This window comes from Aliikangiella sp. G2MR2-5 (assembly GCF_015687155.1).
GTDB lineage: Bacteria > Pseudomonadota > Gammaproteobacteria > Enterobacterales > Kangiellaceae > Aliikangiella.
Genome location: NZ_JADPQF010000001.1, coordinates 814,166 through 830,542 on the forward strand (window position 1 = coordinate 814,166; position 16,377 = coordinate 830,542).

Sequence of the window (16,377 nt, forward strand, 5' to 3'; positions counted from 1 at the left end):
CGTGTCTTTATTCAGATGACTGAAAATTGCTGCTCTGTTGTGGGTCAGATATAATAACGCCTCATACAGGCCATAATTTTGTCTAGTTATAGATAACAAGGAAAGATATTTTGAGTACAGTATTAGTCACTGGTGGCGCGGGCTTTATCGGAAGTCACACTACATTATTATTGTTAGAGGCTGGTTTCGAGGTTGTCGTTGTCGATAATTTATCCAATTCGTCAATTGAGTCTCTCCATAGAGTCGAAGCTCTTACAGGAAAGTCGATAACGTTTTACCAGACAGATATTAGAGACAAAGCGGGATTAACTGAAATATTTGCCAAGCATAAAGTCGATTCGGTTATCCATTTTGCTGGCTTGAAGGCTGTTGGAGAGTCCAATGAAATTCCTCTGGAGTATTATGACCAGAATATTTATGGAACAGTCAATCTGCTGAAAGTTATGGAAAGTGCTGGATGCTATCGAATGGTGTTTAGCTCTTCTGCTACCGTTTATGGGGATCCGGCTAGTGTTCCAATAACCGAAGATTTCCCGACTTCCGCCACCAATCCTTATGGACGTACCAAGCTTTTTATTGAAGAAATCATGAAGGACCTGTCTGCTTCCAATGATCGCTGGAATATGGTGCTACTCAGATATTTCAATCCTATTGGTGCTCATAAGAGCGGCCAAATTGGCGAAGATCCACAAGGTATTCCGAACAATTTAATGCCGTTTATTAGCCAAGTGGCAGTAGGAAAGAGAGAAAAGCTGTCAATTTTTGGCAATGATTATCCGACACCTGATGGTACCGGGGTAAGAGACTATATCCATGTTGTTGACTTGTCTGATGCGCATGTAAAGGCGGTACAGAAAATAGGAGCTCTAGGAGGAATTTCCACATTCAATTTGGGAACAGGGAATGGATATTCAGTGCTGCAAATGGTCGAAACCTTCATCAAAGAGACCGGAAAGAGTGTGCCATATGAAATTGTTGAGCGTAGGCCTGGAGATATAGCAGAATGCTGGGCTGATGCTAGTCTGGCTAAAGACAAACTCGGCTGGACTGCTGTACATGGTCTGAGTGAAATGATAGAAGACACATGGCGGTGGCAAAGCCAAAATCCTGATGGTTTCAAGTAATAGTCTGTTTTTTAGACGAATTTGCTGAAATAAAAGCGGTTATATAAAAAGTTAGAAAAAATACTTGCCAAGCAAAAATGATTTGATAATATAGCCGCCTCTTCGAGGGACTCCCTCGAAAGACATGCATTTCATATTTTAGTCGCGTAGCTCAGTTGGTTAGAGCACCACCTTGACATGGTGGGGGTCGGTGGTTCGAGTCCACTCGCGACTACCAAAAAGTTCCTAAACAATATTTCATCACCTTAGCAGTTAGATCTTATCTGACAGAAAAATATGGTGATATAATACATTTAAATGTTGCGACTTAAGATTTGGACATTTTAATGCTGTAGTCGATGCTATTGAAAATGGATTTATTGAGTAATGGAAAGAGCTATATGAAATATAAGATTTGTCTCCTATTTTTGCTTTTTTGTTTTTCTTTAAATGTATGTGGGTCCTCAGCAGAGTGGCTGGAAAATGACATAAAAAGAACGTTAAATCATATCGACATTGAACTTCAGAAGAACCACCAGCAATTTAAAAAATCCCCACAACTACTAGCCAGTTTCGTTGACTCTAACTTGATAAAACTATGGAAAGGGGACAAGACGTTGCTAGGCATGCTGGGTAAAAAACGCTGGCACAGTTTGGGAGCCTGGGAGCGTAAACAACTGGTACAAGAGTTTAATAATACCCTTCAACGATACGTACAAATGGGAATCCATAAATATGACGGGCAAAAAGTCGAGTTTAACGGTCTGAAAGTTAATCAGAGTGGTTCTCGAGCGTTATTAACGTTGAAGGTGATTCCGAATCTTTTGCCCAGCTTTGATATTCAGATGAAATTGAATGTGAAGGAGACTGGCTGGCAGATCTATGATGTAATGATTGAAGGCATTAGCTATGTCTCAATGAAACGCAATGAATTTAAAAATATTTATGAAAAACAAGGGATTAACGGTATTGTCTCCGAATTGAAACTGAAAAACGAAGGATATCTGCCCTCTAGTATAGTCCCCGAATAATTAAGCTCCTCCCATTTTCCCTACCTTTTATCGCAAAAATAGAACTCTTTTTTGATTTATCCCGTTCTAGCTTACATACTGGGTTATAACTTCAGTTTTAACCGCTGCTCAGCGGGGCTTTCGTTCTTAATTGTTAAAAAGTGTGATTTTTTGTTTCTTTGCTGCTTTTAATATAACTATCATGTATAATTCCGCGGCAAATGAGATAGCTCTCCTTTATGTTAGCTAAGTAAAGGAATTTAAAGGGAAAAAAGTGAGCTCGCTTGTTTAGAAAAACCGAATTATTCAGGTGGTAATCGCTGCATCGTCCGAACTTTAGGTGCTAAAAAGTTGATTTTATAGTCTACTATTTTAAGTACAATTTTGTTGAAGACTATCATTTGGATGTCATTTCAGCACCAAGCCTGAAGGTAGGGTGAATTTAATTGATAAAGCATATGAGTGAAAACGTCTCAAGGAATTGAAACCATTATGATTTTTGATTTATTCCCTTTGATTTTAACAACATTTTGTTGTGCGCTGGTGATGGTCAAAGCTGTGCAGCCAATAGCGGTTGAAATTGGTTTGGTTGATAGGCCCTGCGTAAGAAAAAAACATGATGGACATGTTCCTCTTATCGGAGGAATTTCGACCTTTGTTGCCGTACTTGTTGCAACTTCAATCTGGCTTCCAGATACTCAAGAGTTGAGGATGTATCTTATTGCATCTGCGATGCTGGTTTTTATCGGGATTCTGGATGATAAATACGACTTAAGTGTCAGAGTGAGGCTAGTTGGACAGACTCTTGTTGCGTGCTTAATGCTTTTTGGCGTGGGAACCTATATTTCGAATTTTGGCAACTTGCTCGGATTTGGAACGCTGGAGATCGGTCCTTTAGGTCTTATCTTTACCTTTTTCGCAATTTTGGTCTTGATCAACGCTTTCAATATGATCGATGGTCTCGACGGCCTTCTCGGTGGGCAATCTCTTAACACTCTCATTTCTATCGCAATTCTTTTTATTATCGGAAATAACTATCAAGATCTTAACTACCCTTTGATTTTGGTTTTCGCGTTGTTACCTTATTTGGCTTTCAATTTGGATATTTATAAAAGATTTACGCGTAAAATTTATATGGGAGATGCGGGTAGTATGTTCATAGGATTAAGCGTTATTTGGCTATTGGGTAAAGGAACGCAAGGAGCTAATCCCTCTTTTAATCCCGTTACAGCGCTTTGGATCACTGCCGTTCCATTGATGGACATGTTGGCCATTGTAATTAGAAGAGTACGAAAAGGACATCCTCCATTCAAAGCTGACAGGGATCATTTGCATCATATCTGCATTAAGGCCGGACTGTCACAAAAGAAAACCCTAGCTTTAATTACTACTATGTCTTTGTTAATGTCTGCTTTTGGAATTTTGGGACATCTCCTGGAGTTTCCTGAAGTGTTAATGCTCGTTCTATTTCTCATGATATTCGTTATCTACAGTAGAATTCTCAGTTACATTAGTAGTAAGCAAATAGCGTAAAAAATGTTAATAAAATGAATAATAAAGAAAAAGTATCAATATCTTTAGTTTTGTCTTTTTTCCTGATTTCTTGTAGCTCTACGCCACCGTTGATTACTCCCACTAGAAGCCTGGTGGTAAGTAATGAAATGAAGCTAGGAAAAGAGGTTTCACTGGTTTTGGCCAAGAGGCTTGATCGTGCGCCTGTTGGGGAAGTTGTTCACTTTGAACACTTCGCCCTGCAGCTTGGGGAAAAATATACATCTGCATTAGGATTTATTTGTCGAAATGTTTTTATTGCTAAAGGCGGAAATGAAAGTAGTGACCGCATCAAGCGAGTAGCTTGTAATGAAAATGCTCTAAAAGCAGAGTGGGTATTGATTCCTTCAATTGAAGATCAGACAATCAACAACGATTACCTCATATTAAAAAATATAAGATAAAAATGAATTATTTAATTAAAGCATGTGCGCTTTTAATGATTTTTTCCGTCCAAATCGTCGGAGTTGGCCAATTAAGTGCCGCTGAGAGTCCAGAAGAGCTTCTCGCTCAATATCAAAATTCTCAATCAAATAACACATCTGAAGCAAAACAGGTTGCAGTGTCTCAGCAGCAGATTTTTGCACAACAAAGTTCAGAAATTACTAGCGTAAGTCAACAAGCGAAAGGGCTACCTGAAAAGTATCAGCAGAACTTAAGAAATGGCTTGCTGCTACCAGGCGAGACAGACATTTCTGCGCTTTTGCCTATTCCTGAACATGGGCTTGCGCCACCTTATGGGGCAAATATCTTTGCTGGCGGTTACGAGTCGGAGCGAGTTGATGGATTAAATGAAGACTATTTGATTGCATCTGGCGATAAAATATCCATTTGGCTGTGGGGAGCAACTAACTATTCAGATGTAACTACCGTTGATAATCAAGGGAACATTTTCATTCCAAATGTTGGTCCCGTTCATGTGGCCAATGTTAGAGCGAGTCAAGTTAATGATTACGTAACCAGTAAGATTCGTACCGTTTATAAATCCAGTGTAAAAATATATGTTAATTTGTTAACTGCAACGCCTGTAACCGTATTTATCACCGGGGGGGTGCTCAGACCAGGACAGTATGCCGGAATGGCTTCTGACAGTGTTCTCTATTACCTGAAACGAGCAGGTGGAATTGATTCGGAAAGAGGGAGCTACCGCGATATACAAATCATTCGAAAAGGAGAAGTTGTACAGAAAATCGATTTGTATCGATTTATAAAATACGGACAACTAGATCCTGTTAACTTTAAAGATAGTGACGTTATTTTCGTTTCTGAACAAAAGTCAGTAATAAATGTCGGTGGAGGAGTTAAAAATCCTTTTAGGTTTGAATTTGTTAAGGAACAGATAACAGGGCAAGAATTAATTGATTTCGTTAAACCGCTATCAAAAACAAGTCATGTGGCAATATCTGGAAATCGAGAGTCGGGGCCTTTTTCTGTCTATCTTGCGATAAATGAGTTTAATAACTATCAAATAAGAAATGGTGATAAGCTATTTTTTAATGATGATTTACACGCTCAGATATACGATATTCAAATTGCAGGAAGTTATTTGGGACCATCCTATTTTGCAGTGAGTAAGAAAACAAAGCTATATGATCTACTCAGTTACATTCAAATAGAACCGGCTCTAGCGGACAACTCTTCTATCTATATTTTGCGTCAAAGCGTTGCAAAAAAACAGAAAGAAATTCTTGACCGATCTTTAGATAGACTAGAACGATCTATCTATGCTTCACCAGCATCATCTACGGGGGAAGCTCAGATAAGGGCTCAAGAGGCTAAATTAATTTCTGAATTTATCGCCAGGGCAAGAGAAGTCGTTCCTCTTGGAAAGGTTATTGTGTCTGATAACGGGAATGTTGCGAACATTTCTCTTGAGCAAGGAGATACTATAGTAATTCCCGCAAAAACCGATCTAATTCAGATTGGTGGAGAAGTTTTGATGCCACAAGCAGTTGTGTATAATGAACAAGCGTCGGTAGAAGATTATATTGCTTGGGCCGGAGGATATACCAATAGAGCTAACTACGAAGATATAGTTCTTGTTCACTCAAATGGTTTGACCGAATTTGTCAATGTGTCTGCAGATGGAAGTTGGCTGTCATCTGGAAAACAAACGAAGTTGGCACCAGGCGATCAAATAATCGTGTTGCCTAGAGTAGAAGCAAAAACAATGCAAACTATTAAGGACATGACGCAGATTATTTATCAAATAGCTGTTGCCGCAAACGTTATTACTCGTGATTAGATAGTATGCCAGTAGCACTTAAAAGAAGTCGGCTGGAGCTCTGGCGAGACGTAATCTTTGCTCTTTTTATTCGACATTTAAGAAGTCGATTTAACGATAAATTTGGTATCAGCTGGTTAATTATTCAACCAGTAATATTTATTCTAGTACTTTCTTCACTTCGCGGTCGTTTAACAGGGGAAGAGGTCCACGGTATTCCTGTTTTTATATTTATGCTGCTAGGAATGGGCGTCGTTGTTCAGTTTCTATCGATTTGGTCAAGTATTTCTACATGCATAAGAAAGGATAAACCGCTGTATGCATTTAGGCAGGTTATACCTTTTGCTTCATTTATTACTTCAGCGATATTAGAAATAATTTCATATATTATTGTCTTATTGATCTTGTTTATGATCGCTATACTTTTAGGATTTCACGTAACAATTGACAACCCATTGTTGTTCATTTTGTATCTACTCGAAGTGCAAATGATCGCTCTTGCTGTCGGTTTGATTTTTTCTGTTGGACAACTTTTTGTTATTGAAGTTAATAAATTGCAGGCATTGTTACAAAGGCCCATGATTTTTGTTTCCGGGGCTTTTTTTACACTTTCTGATATTCCTCAGGAAGCATGGCCCTATCTTGCATGGAATCCGGTACTTCACGCAGTTGAGCTCGCGAGGGGCGCTGCCTACGAATCTTTTGTTCCTGTATCTGCAATAAGCTCTACTTATTTGCATGTTTTCACTCTTTCAATCTCATTTTTAGCTCTTTCGATCTATACAGTTTGTTGGAGGAGAATGATAAGCAGATGATTTCATTAAGAAACCTAACAAAGTTCTATCCTTCTGATTTAGGTCCGCAATATGTGTTTAAGGATTTAAATTTTGAAATGCCAAGTAACCATAATATAGCTCTTTTAGGTAAGAATGGGGCAGGTAAATCAACACTGTTCCGACTGCTTGCTGGAAGTGAGTATCCTGAAAAAGGAAAGATTGTAACCGATAAGTCGCTTTCATGGCCTGTGGCACTGGCAACCGGCATACATCCTCAAATGACGGGGTCAGAGAATGTCAGGTTTATTGGAAGAGTGAATGGTGTTTCCGATTTGAACAAATATGAGAATAGAGTAAGAAATTTTGCTGAACTTGGGGGAAAGTACCACTTGCCAGTAAAAACTTATTCTAGTGGAATGCGAGCAAAACTGGCTTTTGCGAGCTGTATTTGTATTGATTTTGATATCTACCTAATAGACGAGGCTACATCTGTCGCTGATCCTAAATTTCGTAAGAAGTCCAGACGAGCACTTATAAAAAAAAGTAGAGAAGCTAACATTATCATGGTTTCGCACGAAATTGATGTAATTGAAGAGTTTTGTGATAGCGCGGTTATAATTGATCAGGGCAAGTTAGAATTTTATAACGATCTAAACAAAGCAATAGAAAAATATAAAGAATTATAGAGTAAAAATATGAGCGAACAGTTAGATCAAGTGATTGAAGATGAATATACAATGTTGAGCAATTCTGCTTCTCGACAAGAGTGGAACAATCCAAAGTATATTTTGCAACTGGCACAACAGTTTGAAAAAGGCAATCTCCCCCTTGCTTACCGGTTAATGCAACGTGCTCATAATTTGAACCCAAAAGGCCCTGTAATAAACAAAAAATTAGAAAGTTATCGAGGCCGATTGTCAATTCAGGAAAAGCATAATTTAGAAACAAAAGTCTCTGAATCCAGTGATAAAGACAACCCTAACTTGAAACAAAAGTTAGTGGAGCATAAGCTCTATAAAGCTGTAAAAGCCTTAAAGCCATTTACTCTGTGTGTAATAATTCCAACTATTATTTTCGCATTGTATCAGGCTCTATGGGCGAGCGAGCGATATGAAAGTACTGCTCAAGTATTTGTCAAACAACCTGACAGTTATAGCAGTATGACCCCAGAAATGGCTCTTTTAAGCGGTATTGGATTATCTTCTGGAGATAACGATTCAAAGCTAGTCGAGACCTATATTTATTCGATGGATATGCTCTCGTATTTGGAAGAACAAATTAAATTAAGAGAGCACTATTCTAATTCTTCCATTGACTTTTTTAGTCGGCTACATGATTGGGAAAGTAAAGAAGATTTTTTAGAGTATTACCTAAGACACATAGAAGTATTGCTCGTACAAGATAGCACCATCCTGGAAGTGAGAGTCCAGGCATATTCATCAGAGTTTGCTCATAAACTAAATAAGGCAATAATAACTAGAGCCGAGTGGTTCATAAACTCGGTTAGCCACGACTTAGCTAAAGAACAAATCGAATTTATTGGTAATGAACACAAGAAGTGGATCAATAACCTGAAAGAGTCGCAGAATCGACTTTTAGAATATCAGCAAAAGTATGGCTTGCTGGACCCATCTGCGGAAGGGATGGCATTACAATCAATTGCCTATAATCTGGAAGGCCAAATCGCGTCAAAACAGGCTGAGTTAATTGCTGCTGAAAAATTCATGCATCATGAAGCTCAAGAGGTTATTACTATTAAGAATCAGCTCTTCGCACTTCAGGAACAGTTGAAAAATGAAAGGGAAAGACTAACTATGGAGCGTGGTGATGGTAAAGCCGTTAGTGAAGTGATCGCGAAGTTTAGCGATTTAAAGGCAGAGTTTGAGCTTTCAATGCAGGCTTATACAGCTTCACTAGCTTCATTAGAAAAGGCTAAAGTAGAAGCCTATCGACAAATTAAATTTTTGGTAATTGTTGAGCAACCTACGTTGCCTGAAGCGAGTGCATATCCAACAGTTATTTATAACGTATTTTTGTTTTTACTGGTTTTGAGTTTGAGCTTTGGAATAGTTAGACTTATCTGGGCAACAGTTCAAGAGTTATCATAATTGACAATGATTAAGAGGTAAGTAATGAAAGGTATTATTTTAGCCGGTGGAAGTGGAACCAGGCTCTATCCTTTGACCAAAGTAGTTAGCAAGCAGCTTATGCCTGTTTATGATAAACCCATGGTTTATTATCCTATTTCCACGCTGATGATGGCAGGGATAAAGGACATTTTAATCATTGCGACTCCAGATGAGCTGCCTAGATTTAAAGAATTGTTAGGGACAGGTGAGAGTTGGGGGGTAAAATTTGATTATGTTGCTCAGCCTAGTCCTGATGGTCTTGCTCAAGCTTTCATTTTAGCTGAGGAGTTTCTATCCGGAGAAAGTGCTGCTCTTGTTCTAGGTGATAACTTGTTCTATGGTCACGACCTTGCTACCTCTTTGCGTAGAGCTAAAGACAGGGAAGTTGGTGGGACTGTATTTGGTTACCATGTATCAAACCCGAGAGCTTATGGCGTTGTCGAGTTTGACGACAAAGGTTGTGCAATTTCAATTGAAGAGAAACCGGCTGAGCCTAAATCAAACTATGCTGTTCCTGGATTATATTTCTTTGACTCCCGAGTAGTAGAGTTTGCAAAAAATGTAAAACCATCGTCTCGAGGAGAGCTTGAGATCACTGATGTTATCGATCAATATTTGAAGTTGGGCGAACTTAACGTTGAAATTATGGGCAGGGGGACTGCGTGGCTAGACACTGGCACGCATGAAAGCTTGTTGGAAGCTGCGAACTTTATTGAAGTCATTGAAAAAAGACAGGGGTTAAAAATATGTTGTCCTGAAGAGATTGCTTTCCGTATGGGCTTCATTAATGGGGAGCAATTGAGAGTATTAGCGGGGCCTTTGGAAAAAAGTGGCTATGGACGCTATTTGCTAGGCCTGCTTGAAAGTAAGGTTTATTAAATTCGGTCTTAATAATTTATTGCTCATTTAATCTTGTTGGGTTGGAGCGGGATCTTGTGAATCCAATTTAGCTATGTTTATAGCGCTAGTTTTGAGTTAATGCATTTAAAATCTTAGAGTGAGTCGTGATGAAGTTCATTTCTACAAAAATTCCAGAAGTAAAAATTCTTGAGCCCAAGGTTTTTGGCGATGAGCGTGGATACTTTATGGAGACTTATAAGGCGCCTGAATTTAATGAAGTATGCGGAGATACTGTATTTGTCCAGGACAATCACAGTAAATCGGGACAAGGAATATTGAGAGGTCTTCATTATCAAGTTGAAAACACTCAGGGCAAATTGGTGCGAGTTGTCTCTGGAGAGGTTTTTGACGTCGCGGTGGATATGCGGGAGAAGTCCGAAACCTTCGGACATTGGGTAGGAGTACTTCTATCCGAAGCAAATAAGCGTCAACTTTGGGTTCCTGAAGGCTTCGCTCATGGCTTTTATGTAACTTCTGAATATGCAGAGTTTGTGTACAAATGTACCGATTATTACAATCCAAAAGCAGAAGTGTCGGTTCGGTGGGATGACCCTTCGATAGGAATACAGTGGCCCCTGGTCAATGGTGTTAAACCAATTCTGTCTGAAAAGGATGAAAATGGTCTGCCATTTTTAGATGCGCCTAAGTTTTAGCCAGAAATATTCTTTGAGCCAAGGAATTATTTAACTTTCAGAGATAAAAAAACAGTTTACGTGCAATCACGGTAGAGAGGCTGATAGAATGGTGTTTTAGTTAATTCTCATTAATGAATGTCATGAAAATAGCTGTTATTGGTAAAAATGGGCAACTAGCCCAAGAGCTGAATAAAAATTATCCAAATCATGATATGAAGCTGTTTGGTCGGAGAGAGATTAATCTCTTCGACGAGCAAAGCCTATCTAATAAACTCGATGACTTTGAACCTCAAGCAGTTATTAATGCATCTGCTTACACCGCAGTAGATAAAGCGGAAAGCGAAAAAGAACAAGCCTATTTACTTAATGTTACTGCAGTGCAAAATTTAGCCAGTTATTGTGCTCAGCGTCAAATCCACCTGGTTCATATTTCAACCGACTACGTCTTTAAAGGTGATAAGGGTAGTCCATATTTGACTACCGATTCTTACTCTCCTCAAAGCGTATACGGTGCGTCTAAAGCCGAAGGTGAGTCTATCCTTAAGAAAACAGTTCAAAAAAACTACACCATATTTAGAACTTCCTGGGTTTATTCCTGTTTTGGCAATAATTTTGTGAAAACCATGCTACGCTTAATGAGTGAGAAGCCTGAACTAGGGATAATTGATGATCAGATAGGTTCTCCGACATGGGCGAGAGGATTAGCATCTGCTTGTATTTATGCTATCGAAAACTCCATTGACGGTGTACACCATTGGAGTGACTTGGGGGTTGCAAGTTGGTATGATTTTGCCATGGCTATACAGGAAATCGCGATAGAAAAAGGCCTGTTATGTCAGAAAATAAAAATAAATCCTATACCGACTAGCGCTTATCCTACGACGGCTAAAAGACCTAATTATAGTGTATTGGACAAAACCAGTTTATTTAACGAGTTTTCTAAACTAGAAAAGGCCCACTGGCGAAACCAATTATCTGATATGCTTGAGCAGTTTAGACGTATTGAGAATTAGGAATAGAAATAAAAATGAATAAAACTCTTTTGGTGACCGGTGGCGCCGGGTTTATTGGCGCTAATTTTGTACATTACTGGATGAAAACATATCCACAAGACAAAGTTATTGTAATTGATGCGCTTACTTATGCGGGAAACAGGGAGAATTTGGAATTAATAGAGGATAGCTCTCAGTTTGAATTTGTTCACGGTGATATCTGCAATACTTCACTTGTAGAGAAACTAATAGACAAACATAAGATTGATACCATCGTACATTTTGCTGCGGAGTCCCACGTTGATCGTTCGATTACCGGCCCGGATGCTTTCATAGAAACCAATATACTTGGGACTTATAGTTTATTAAAAGCGGCTAAACTGAAGTGGCTCGATGAGCCTAAAGCTAAAGGAATTGAAGCCGCTGTTCATCGTTTTCATCATGTTTCTACTGATGAAGTCTATGGTACTTTGGGGCCAAATGACCCTGCATTTAAAGAAGATACAGCTTACGCACCAAACTCACCTTATTCTGCAAGTAAAGCAGCAAGTGATCATTTGGTCAGGGCTTATCACCACACTTATGGTCTCGAAGTTACTACGTCAAACTGTTCAAATAATTATGGGCCATATCACTTTCCTGAAAAATTAATTCCGCTGGTGATTACCAATATTTTAAACAATAAACCTCTTCCAATTTATGGCGATGGTCAACAAATAAGGGACTGGCTATATGTTGAAGATCATGCAAGAGGAATTGATTTGGTTATCAATAAAGGACAAGTTGGCGAAAACTACAATATTGGAGGGCACAATGAGTGGGCCAATATTGATATTGTAAAAACTATTTGTAACTTGATGAATGATGCTTTTGAGAGTAACCCTGCATTAGCTGAAAAATACCCAAACGCGATTGCAGTAGCTAGTGGCAAGGCAGAGTCATTAATTACATATGTGGAGGATAGAGCTGGCCACGATAGAAGATACGCTATCGACGCGACGAAAACTAATAATGAACTTGGATACAAACCTGCAGAATCCTTTGAAACGGGAATTGAAAAAACGATTTGGTGGTATCTGGACAATAACAGTTGGTGGGAGAAGTTAATTGGAGAAAAAAAATAATAATTACTCTAAAGTTATGTTTCTATTTCCGAAGACCAAAACAATTACAATGATTAAACAAATAATTGCATCAAATGAGTTTGATCATAGATTTTATAATAATGAGTACGGATATAATTTAAGTGAGAAAAAAGCGGTAGAGCACTATATATTGTTTGGTGCCTCAAGAGGTCTCAATCCCAACAATAACTTCTCAACAAAGGACTATATTAAAATGTATAAGGACGTCGAAGAGAGTGACATTAACCCTTTTTATCATTTTTTGAAATATGGGAAGTCTGAAGGACGGTTTGCGACTCAACGCCTAAAACAACTAAAAACTGAAGAACAAATAATTGTAGATACCATATGTCAGTCGGCTTTGTTCGATTTGGAGTTTTACCAAAAGCAGGTCGGTCAACAGTTTGATGACAAGATTAACGCGGCTCTTCACTATTTGAGAGAGGGGGCAAAAGAGGGGTATGATACGCACCTTCTCTTTTCGACGAGCTATTATTATAAAAAAAATTTGGATGTGAGTGCGAAAAAATTAAACGCACTACATCATTTTCTCGTGTTCGGTTCTAGAGAACTGAGGACTTGTTGTGAATTGTTTAAACCAGAGTATTTTCTAAGTCAGTTGACTGGCGACGAGTTAGACTTGGCTAAAGTTTCTCCGCTGGAGTATTTCCTAAAGAATCCAAAATCTGCCAAGCCATTTGCATTGTATGATCATAAGTACTATGAAGTGCAAGTAGGTAGAAAGGTTTCCAACGCTTTGGTTAACTATCTGAAAGGAGGGTATAAACAAGGTTTCTCATTACACCCTCTTTTCGATAACGATTATTATCTCGAAAATAACTCATTAATGGATGAGGTCCCGTTAATAAGCTATCTTAAATCTAATGACAAGTACATAAGAGTACACCCGTTGTTTGATCCGACTTACTATGTAGCCAGGCATAAAGGTGTAAGAGATTTAAGTTATGATTTGTTATCTCATTATATTGCATGTGGTAGTAAATTGAATTTTTGGCCGAATCCTGTTTTCTGGCCACAACATTACACTTCTCAAGTTAAACTTGAAGAGCTGGAATGCTTTGATTCTCACTTAACACACTATGTCTTAAAAGGAGACAAGGTTGGCGTTGAGCCAAACCCATGGTTCAATCCTGTATTTTACCGCGACATGTATTCGTTTATTTCCAAGTTGGGCATCACTTCTTTAGAACATTATCTTCAGGACGGATGGAAGGATCATTTCTTACCATCGGATAAATTCTTTCCCAAATATGTGAAAAGTCGTTATCAAATCCCCAATGATGTCGAGCCACTTCATTTTTATATGGAAAATATTATGGGGGATGTAACTTGTCCACCATATGCATGGAGAGATGATGGACCAGAATATATTCAATGGGAAACGGTAAAAGCACATTTTTCAATAGCGGAAGAAAAGCAGCGAACCCCAAAAGTTAGTATCATAATTCCCGTATATAATAACTTTAGTTACACACTGCGCTGTCTCTATTCAATTGCGATATCTGTTGACGCGACTGACTATGAAGTAATAATTGCAGATGATAAATCGACAGATGAAACGTTTTCCAAACTTTCACAATTATCTAATGTTAAATATATTCTGAATGAAGAGAATCTAGGTTTTCTCTTATCATGCAATAATGCAGCTAAAGCTGCAAAAGGTGAATTTTTATTTTTCTTAAATAATGATACTGCTGTAATTGATGGCTGGTTGGACAATTCAGTTAAAGTATTCGAAGAGAATGAGCAGGTGGGCTTAGTAGGATCTAAACTTCTATTCCCAAATGGAATTTTGCAAGAGGCAGGTGGGTTGTTGTGGCACGATGGAGCAGCTAATTACGGAAAGTGGGATGATCCAAACAGACCTGAGTATTCATATCTTAGAAAATCAGATTATATATCGGGAGCGGCGATACTTCTGAAGACAGCTCTTTGGGAGACTGTTGGTGGGTTCGATAATAGATATGCGCCCGCTTACTGTGAAGATAGTGATCTTTGTTTGACGATTCGAAATATGGGATTGAAAGTTTTGCTTCAACCTGAGTCCAAAGTAGTTCATTTTGAAGGAGTAAGTTCAGGAACTGACCTATCTACCGGAATCAAGAAATATCAAGTTATTAATAGCCAAAAACTTAATGAAAAGTGGATTAGGCTTCTAAAGAGTAATGGTAGCTCAAAAGACTTTTCTGTAAATGATGTTGGTAGGAGTAATGCTCCAAAGTTGTTAATAGTTGATGCGATATTTCCAACCCCAGATCAGGATGCAGGTTCTTTAACAGTCTGGTATTACCTTAAGATTTTTAGAAACTTGGGTATGGATATTACGTTTATTCCAACGAACCTAAATTATTCTCCCGGCTATGTTGAGCAATTGCAAGCAATCGGCGTAAGATGTCTGTATCGACCTTATGTTTCAAATTTGGAAGAGTATTTTCTTAATGTTAAAGAAAATTTCGATATAGTTATGCTTTATCGAGTTTGGGAAGGCGGTAGATTAATTGAGTTAGTCAAGAAGAAATTACCTCGAGCGAAGATTATTTTCGACACAGTTGATCTGCATTTCGTAAGAGAAGAAAGGGAAGCAATGTTAGAGACTAAAGAGGATGTTTCAAGAGCAAAATTAGTAAAAGCCGCTCAAACAAAAAGTAGGGAATTATACTTGCTTGAGGCAGCAGATACTTCAATTGTGGTTTCTTACTACGAAGAAAAATTCCTTAAAAAAAGTTTTAATATCAAAAACACAACCGTTCTCCCTATAATTTTAGATGTGCCGGGATGTAAAAGAGGATTTGATGATAGAAAAGATATAGCTTTTATAGGAGGGTACCAGCATACGCCTAATGTAGACGCAGTTTTATATTTTTTTGAAAACATTTGGGCTGAGGTGAAGCGTTCTATACCAGGAATTAAATTTTACGTAATCGGAAGCAAACCAACTAAAGAACTGTTAAGGCTATCGGAAAAAGATGAGGATATTATTGTAACTGGTTTTGTAGAAGAGCTCGATCCCTATCTAGATAGATTAAGGTTAACAATTGCACCGCTGAGGTTTGGTGCGGGAATCAAAGGGAAAGTTGGAAGCTCCCTCAGTTACGGTGTTCCCTGTATAACATCCAAAGTCGCTTCAGAGGGAATGGGGTTAAAGAATGGCAGAGATATTCTTATGTCTTCCACAGACGAAGAGTTTGTTCAAAACCTTCTGAGTGCCTATAGCGATAAAGTATTGTGGGAGAAACTCTCCACTAATGGAATTCAATTCGTTAAAGAGAATTATTCGGTTGAAGTAATGACGACCAAATTGTCTAACCTGCTCTACAAAATTAATGCCAAACCTTTTTCCTCAGTTAACCCTTTCTCTGGTCAAGAGGAAGTTTTTCGACTTACCGAAGAGGGACCTACTAATAACTGGTTGTGTTCGCTTAATAGCCTGTTAACGGATCGAATGGTCGCAAAAAAATTAATCTCTTTCGCCAACATTATAACTCATTCAAACAGTGAATCTTTTGATTCTGCGACTAAAAAGCTGGAGTCACATAGCATTCAGTTCGACTTTATTAACTCCAAGACGAATATTCTATCAAGAGAACTATTTTTGAATTTTAATTTGAGATTGGGGGGGGGCTCATCGATTATAGATAAGACCATTGCAATTGGTGCGTTTGAGGCTAAAGATATAGAAGAACTAAAGAAGCTGATCGTAAAAGGGAATAATTACTATCGTATATATCTAGCGATTGACGGAACAAAGATTAGCAAAATGAATTTTGAAAAGCTGTTTTTATCTTTGCATAAATACTTTGATGGATTAAATCTTGACTATTCGATTGAACAGGATGATTCGCTAGCTTTCTTGGGTAAAATGCATTGTTTAGTGACCATTCGTAATCAGAAAAAGTAGTTGTTTAATCTGTT

13 protein-coding genes and 1 tRNA gene are annotated in these 16,377 nt (G+C 38.3%); all 14 read left to right on the plus strand.

Annotated features, from left to right (window positions below; genetic code table 11):
- Positions 1–110 precede the first annotated feature (110 nt).
- Positions 111–1,124, plus strand: coding sequence for a UDP-glucose 4-epimerase GalE (galE, locus tag IYN84_RS03225; RefSeq protein WP_196137722.1), 1,014 nt, complete (start codon positions 111–113; stop codon positions 1,122–1,124).
- A gap of 140 nt (positions 1,125–1,264) precedes the next feature.
- Positions 1,265–1,341: transfer RNA gene (locus IYN84_RS03230), tRNA-Val, on the plus strand.
- Positions 1,342–1,504: 163 nt separating this feature from the next.
- Entirely contained in the window at positions 1,505–2,134 is a 630-nt protein-coding gene (locus IYN84_RS03235; protein ID WP_196137723.1) for a phospholipid-binding protein MlaC, read from the plus strand.
- Between the two features lie 441 nt (positions 2,135–2,575).
- Positions 2,576–3,646, plus strand: a complete 1,071-nt coding sequence (wecA, locus tag IYN84_RS03240; protein ID WP_210330282.1) for a UDP-N-acetylglucosamine--undecaprenyl-phosphate N-acetylglucosaminephosphotransferase — start codon at positions 2,576–2,578, stop codon at positions 3,644–3,646.
- 14 nt (positions 3,647–3,660) lie between these two features.
- On the plus strand, positions 3,661–4,068 hold the full coding sequence (locus tag IYN84_RS03245; protein ID WP_196137724.1) for a hypothetical protein: 408 nt from the start codon (positions 3,661–3,663) through the stop codon (positions 4,066–4,068).
- Between the two features lie 2 nt (positions 4,069–4,070).
- Entirely contained in the window at positions 4,071–5,909 is a 1,839-nt protein-coding gene (locus tag IYN84_RS03250; protein ID WP_246722582.1) for a polysaccharide biosynthesis/export family protein, read from the plus strand.
- A gap of 5 nt (positions 5,910–5,914) precedes the next feature.
- Entirely contained in the window at positions 5,915–6,703 is a 789-nt protein-coding gene (locus tag IYN84_RS03255) for an ABC transporter permease (RefSeq protein WP_196137725.1), read from the plus strand.
- Positions 6,700–7,350: an ABC transporter ATP-binding protein gene (locus IYN84_RS03260; RefSeq protein WP_196137726.1), complete on the plus strand. Its 651-nt coding sequence runs from the start codon at positions 6,700–6,702 to the stop codon at positions 7,348–7,350. Before IYN84_RS03255 ends, IYN84_RS03260 begins: the two co-directional genes overlap by 4 nt.
- 9 nt (positions 7,351–7,359) lie before the next feature.
- The gene (locus tag IYN84_RS03265; protein ID WP_196137727.1) at positions 7,360–8,772 is read left to right on the plus strand and encodes a lipopolysaccharide biosynthesis protein; all 1,413 of its coding nucleotides are present in this window, start codon (positions 7,360–7,362) and stop codon (positions 8,770–8,772) included.
- Between the two features lie 24 nt (positions 8,773–8,796).
- Positions 8,797–9,672: a glucose-1-phosphate thymidylyltransferase RfbA gene (gene rfbA / locus IYN84_RS03270; protein WP_196137728.1), complete on the plus strand. Its 876-nt coding sequence runs from the start codon at positions 8,797–8,799 to the stop codon at positions 9,670–9,672.
- Positions 9,673–9,800: 128 nt separating this feature from the next.
- Positions 9,801–10,346, plus strand: a complete 546-nt coding sequence (rfbC, locus tag IYN84_RS03275) for a dTDP-4-dehydrorhamnose 3,5-epimerase (RefSeq protein WP_196138545.1) — start codon at positions 9,801–9,803, stop codon at positions 10,344–10,346.
- A 122-nt stretch (positions 10,347–10,468) separates the two neighbouring features.
- The gene (gene rfbD / locus IYN84_RS03280) at positions 10,469–11,341 is read left to right on the plus strand and encodes a dTDP-4-dehydrorhamnose reductase (protein WP_196137729.1); all 873 of its coding nucleotides are present in this window, start codon (positions 10,469–10,471) and stop codon (positions 11,339–11,341) included.
- Between the two features lie 14 nt (positions 11,342–11,355).
- The gene (gene rfbB / locus IYN84_RS03285; protein WP_196137730.1) at positions 11,356–12,444 is read left to right on the plus strand and encodes a dTDP-glucose 4,6-dehydratase; all 1,089 of its coding nucleotides are present in this window, start codon (positions 11,356–11,358) and stop codon (positions 12,442–12,444) included.
- Positions 12,428–16,363 (plus strand): glycosyltransferase, encoded by a 3,936-nt coding sequence (locus IYN84_RS03290; protein WP_196137731.1) that lies wholly within the window; start codon positions 12,428–12,430, stop codon positions 16,361–16,363. Before rfbB ends, IYN84_RS03290 begins: the two co-directional genes overlap by 17 nt.
- Positions 16,364–16,377 lie beyond the last annotated feature (14 nt).

Excerpts from the sequence above, each read along its gene's own strand:
- IYN84_RS03235 (WP_196137723.1), top strand. The coding sequence starts at position 1,505 with ATGAAATATAAGATTTGTCTCCTATTTTTGCTTTTTTGTTTTTCTTTA.
- IYN84_RS03245 (WP_196137724.1), top strand. The coding sequence starts at position 3,661 with ATGAATAATAAAGAAAAAGTATCAATATCTTTAGTTTTGTCTTTTTTC.
- IYN84_RS03250 (WP_246722582.1), top strand. The coding sequence starts at position 4,071 with ATGAATTATTTAATTAAAGCATGTGCGCTTTTAATGATTTTTTCCGTC.
- IYN84_RS03255 (WP_196137725.1), top strand. The coding sequence starts at position 5,915 with ATGCCAGTAGCACTTAAAAGAAGTCGGCTGGAGCTCTGGCGAGACGTA.
- IYN84_RS03260 (WP_196137726.1), top strand. The coding sequence starts at position 6,700 with ATGATTTCATTAAGAAACCTAACAAAGTTCTATCCTTCTGATTTAGGT.
- IYN84_RS03265 (WP_196137727.1), top strand. The coding sequence starts at position 7,360 with ATGAGCGAACAGTTAGATCAAGTGATTGAAGATGAATATACAATGTTG.
- rfbA (WP_196137728.1), top strand. The coding sequence starts at position 8,797 with ATGAAAGGTATTATTTTAGCCGGTGGAAGTGGAACCAGGCTCTATCCT.
- rfbC (WP_196138545.1), top strand. The coding sequence starts at position 9,801 with ATGAAGTTCATTTCTACAAAAATTCCAGAAGTAAAAATTCTTGAGCCC.
- rfbD (WP_196137729.1), top strand. The coding sequence starts at position 10,469 with ATGAAAATAGCTGTTATTGGTAAAAATGGGCAACTAGCCCAAGAGCTG.
- rfbB (WP_196137730.1), top strand. The coding sequence starts at position 11,356 with ATGAATAAAACTCTTTTGGTGACCGGTGGCGCCGGGTTTATTGGCGCT.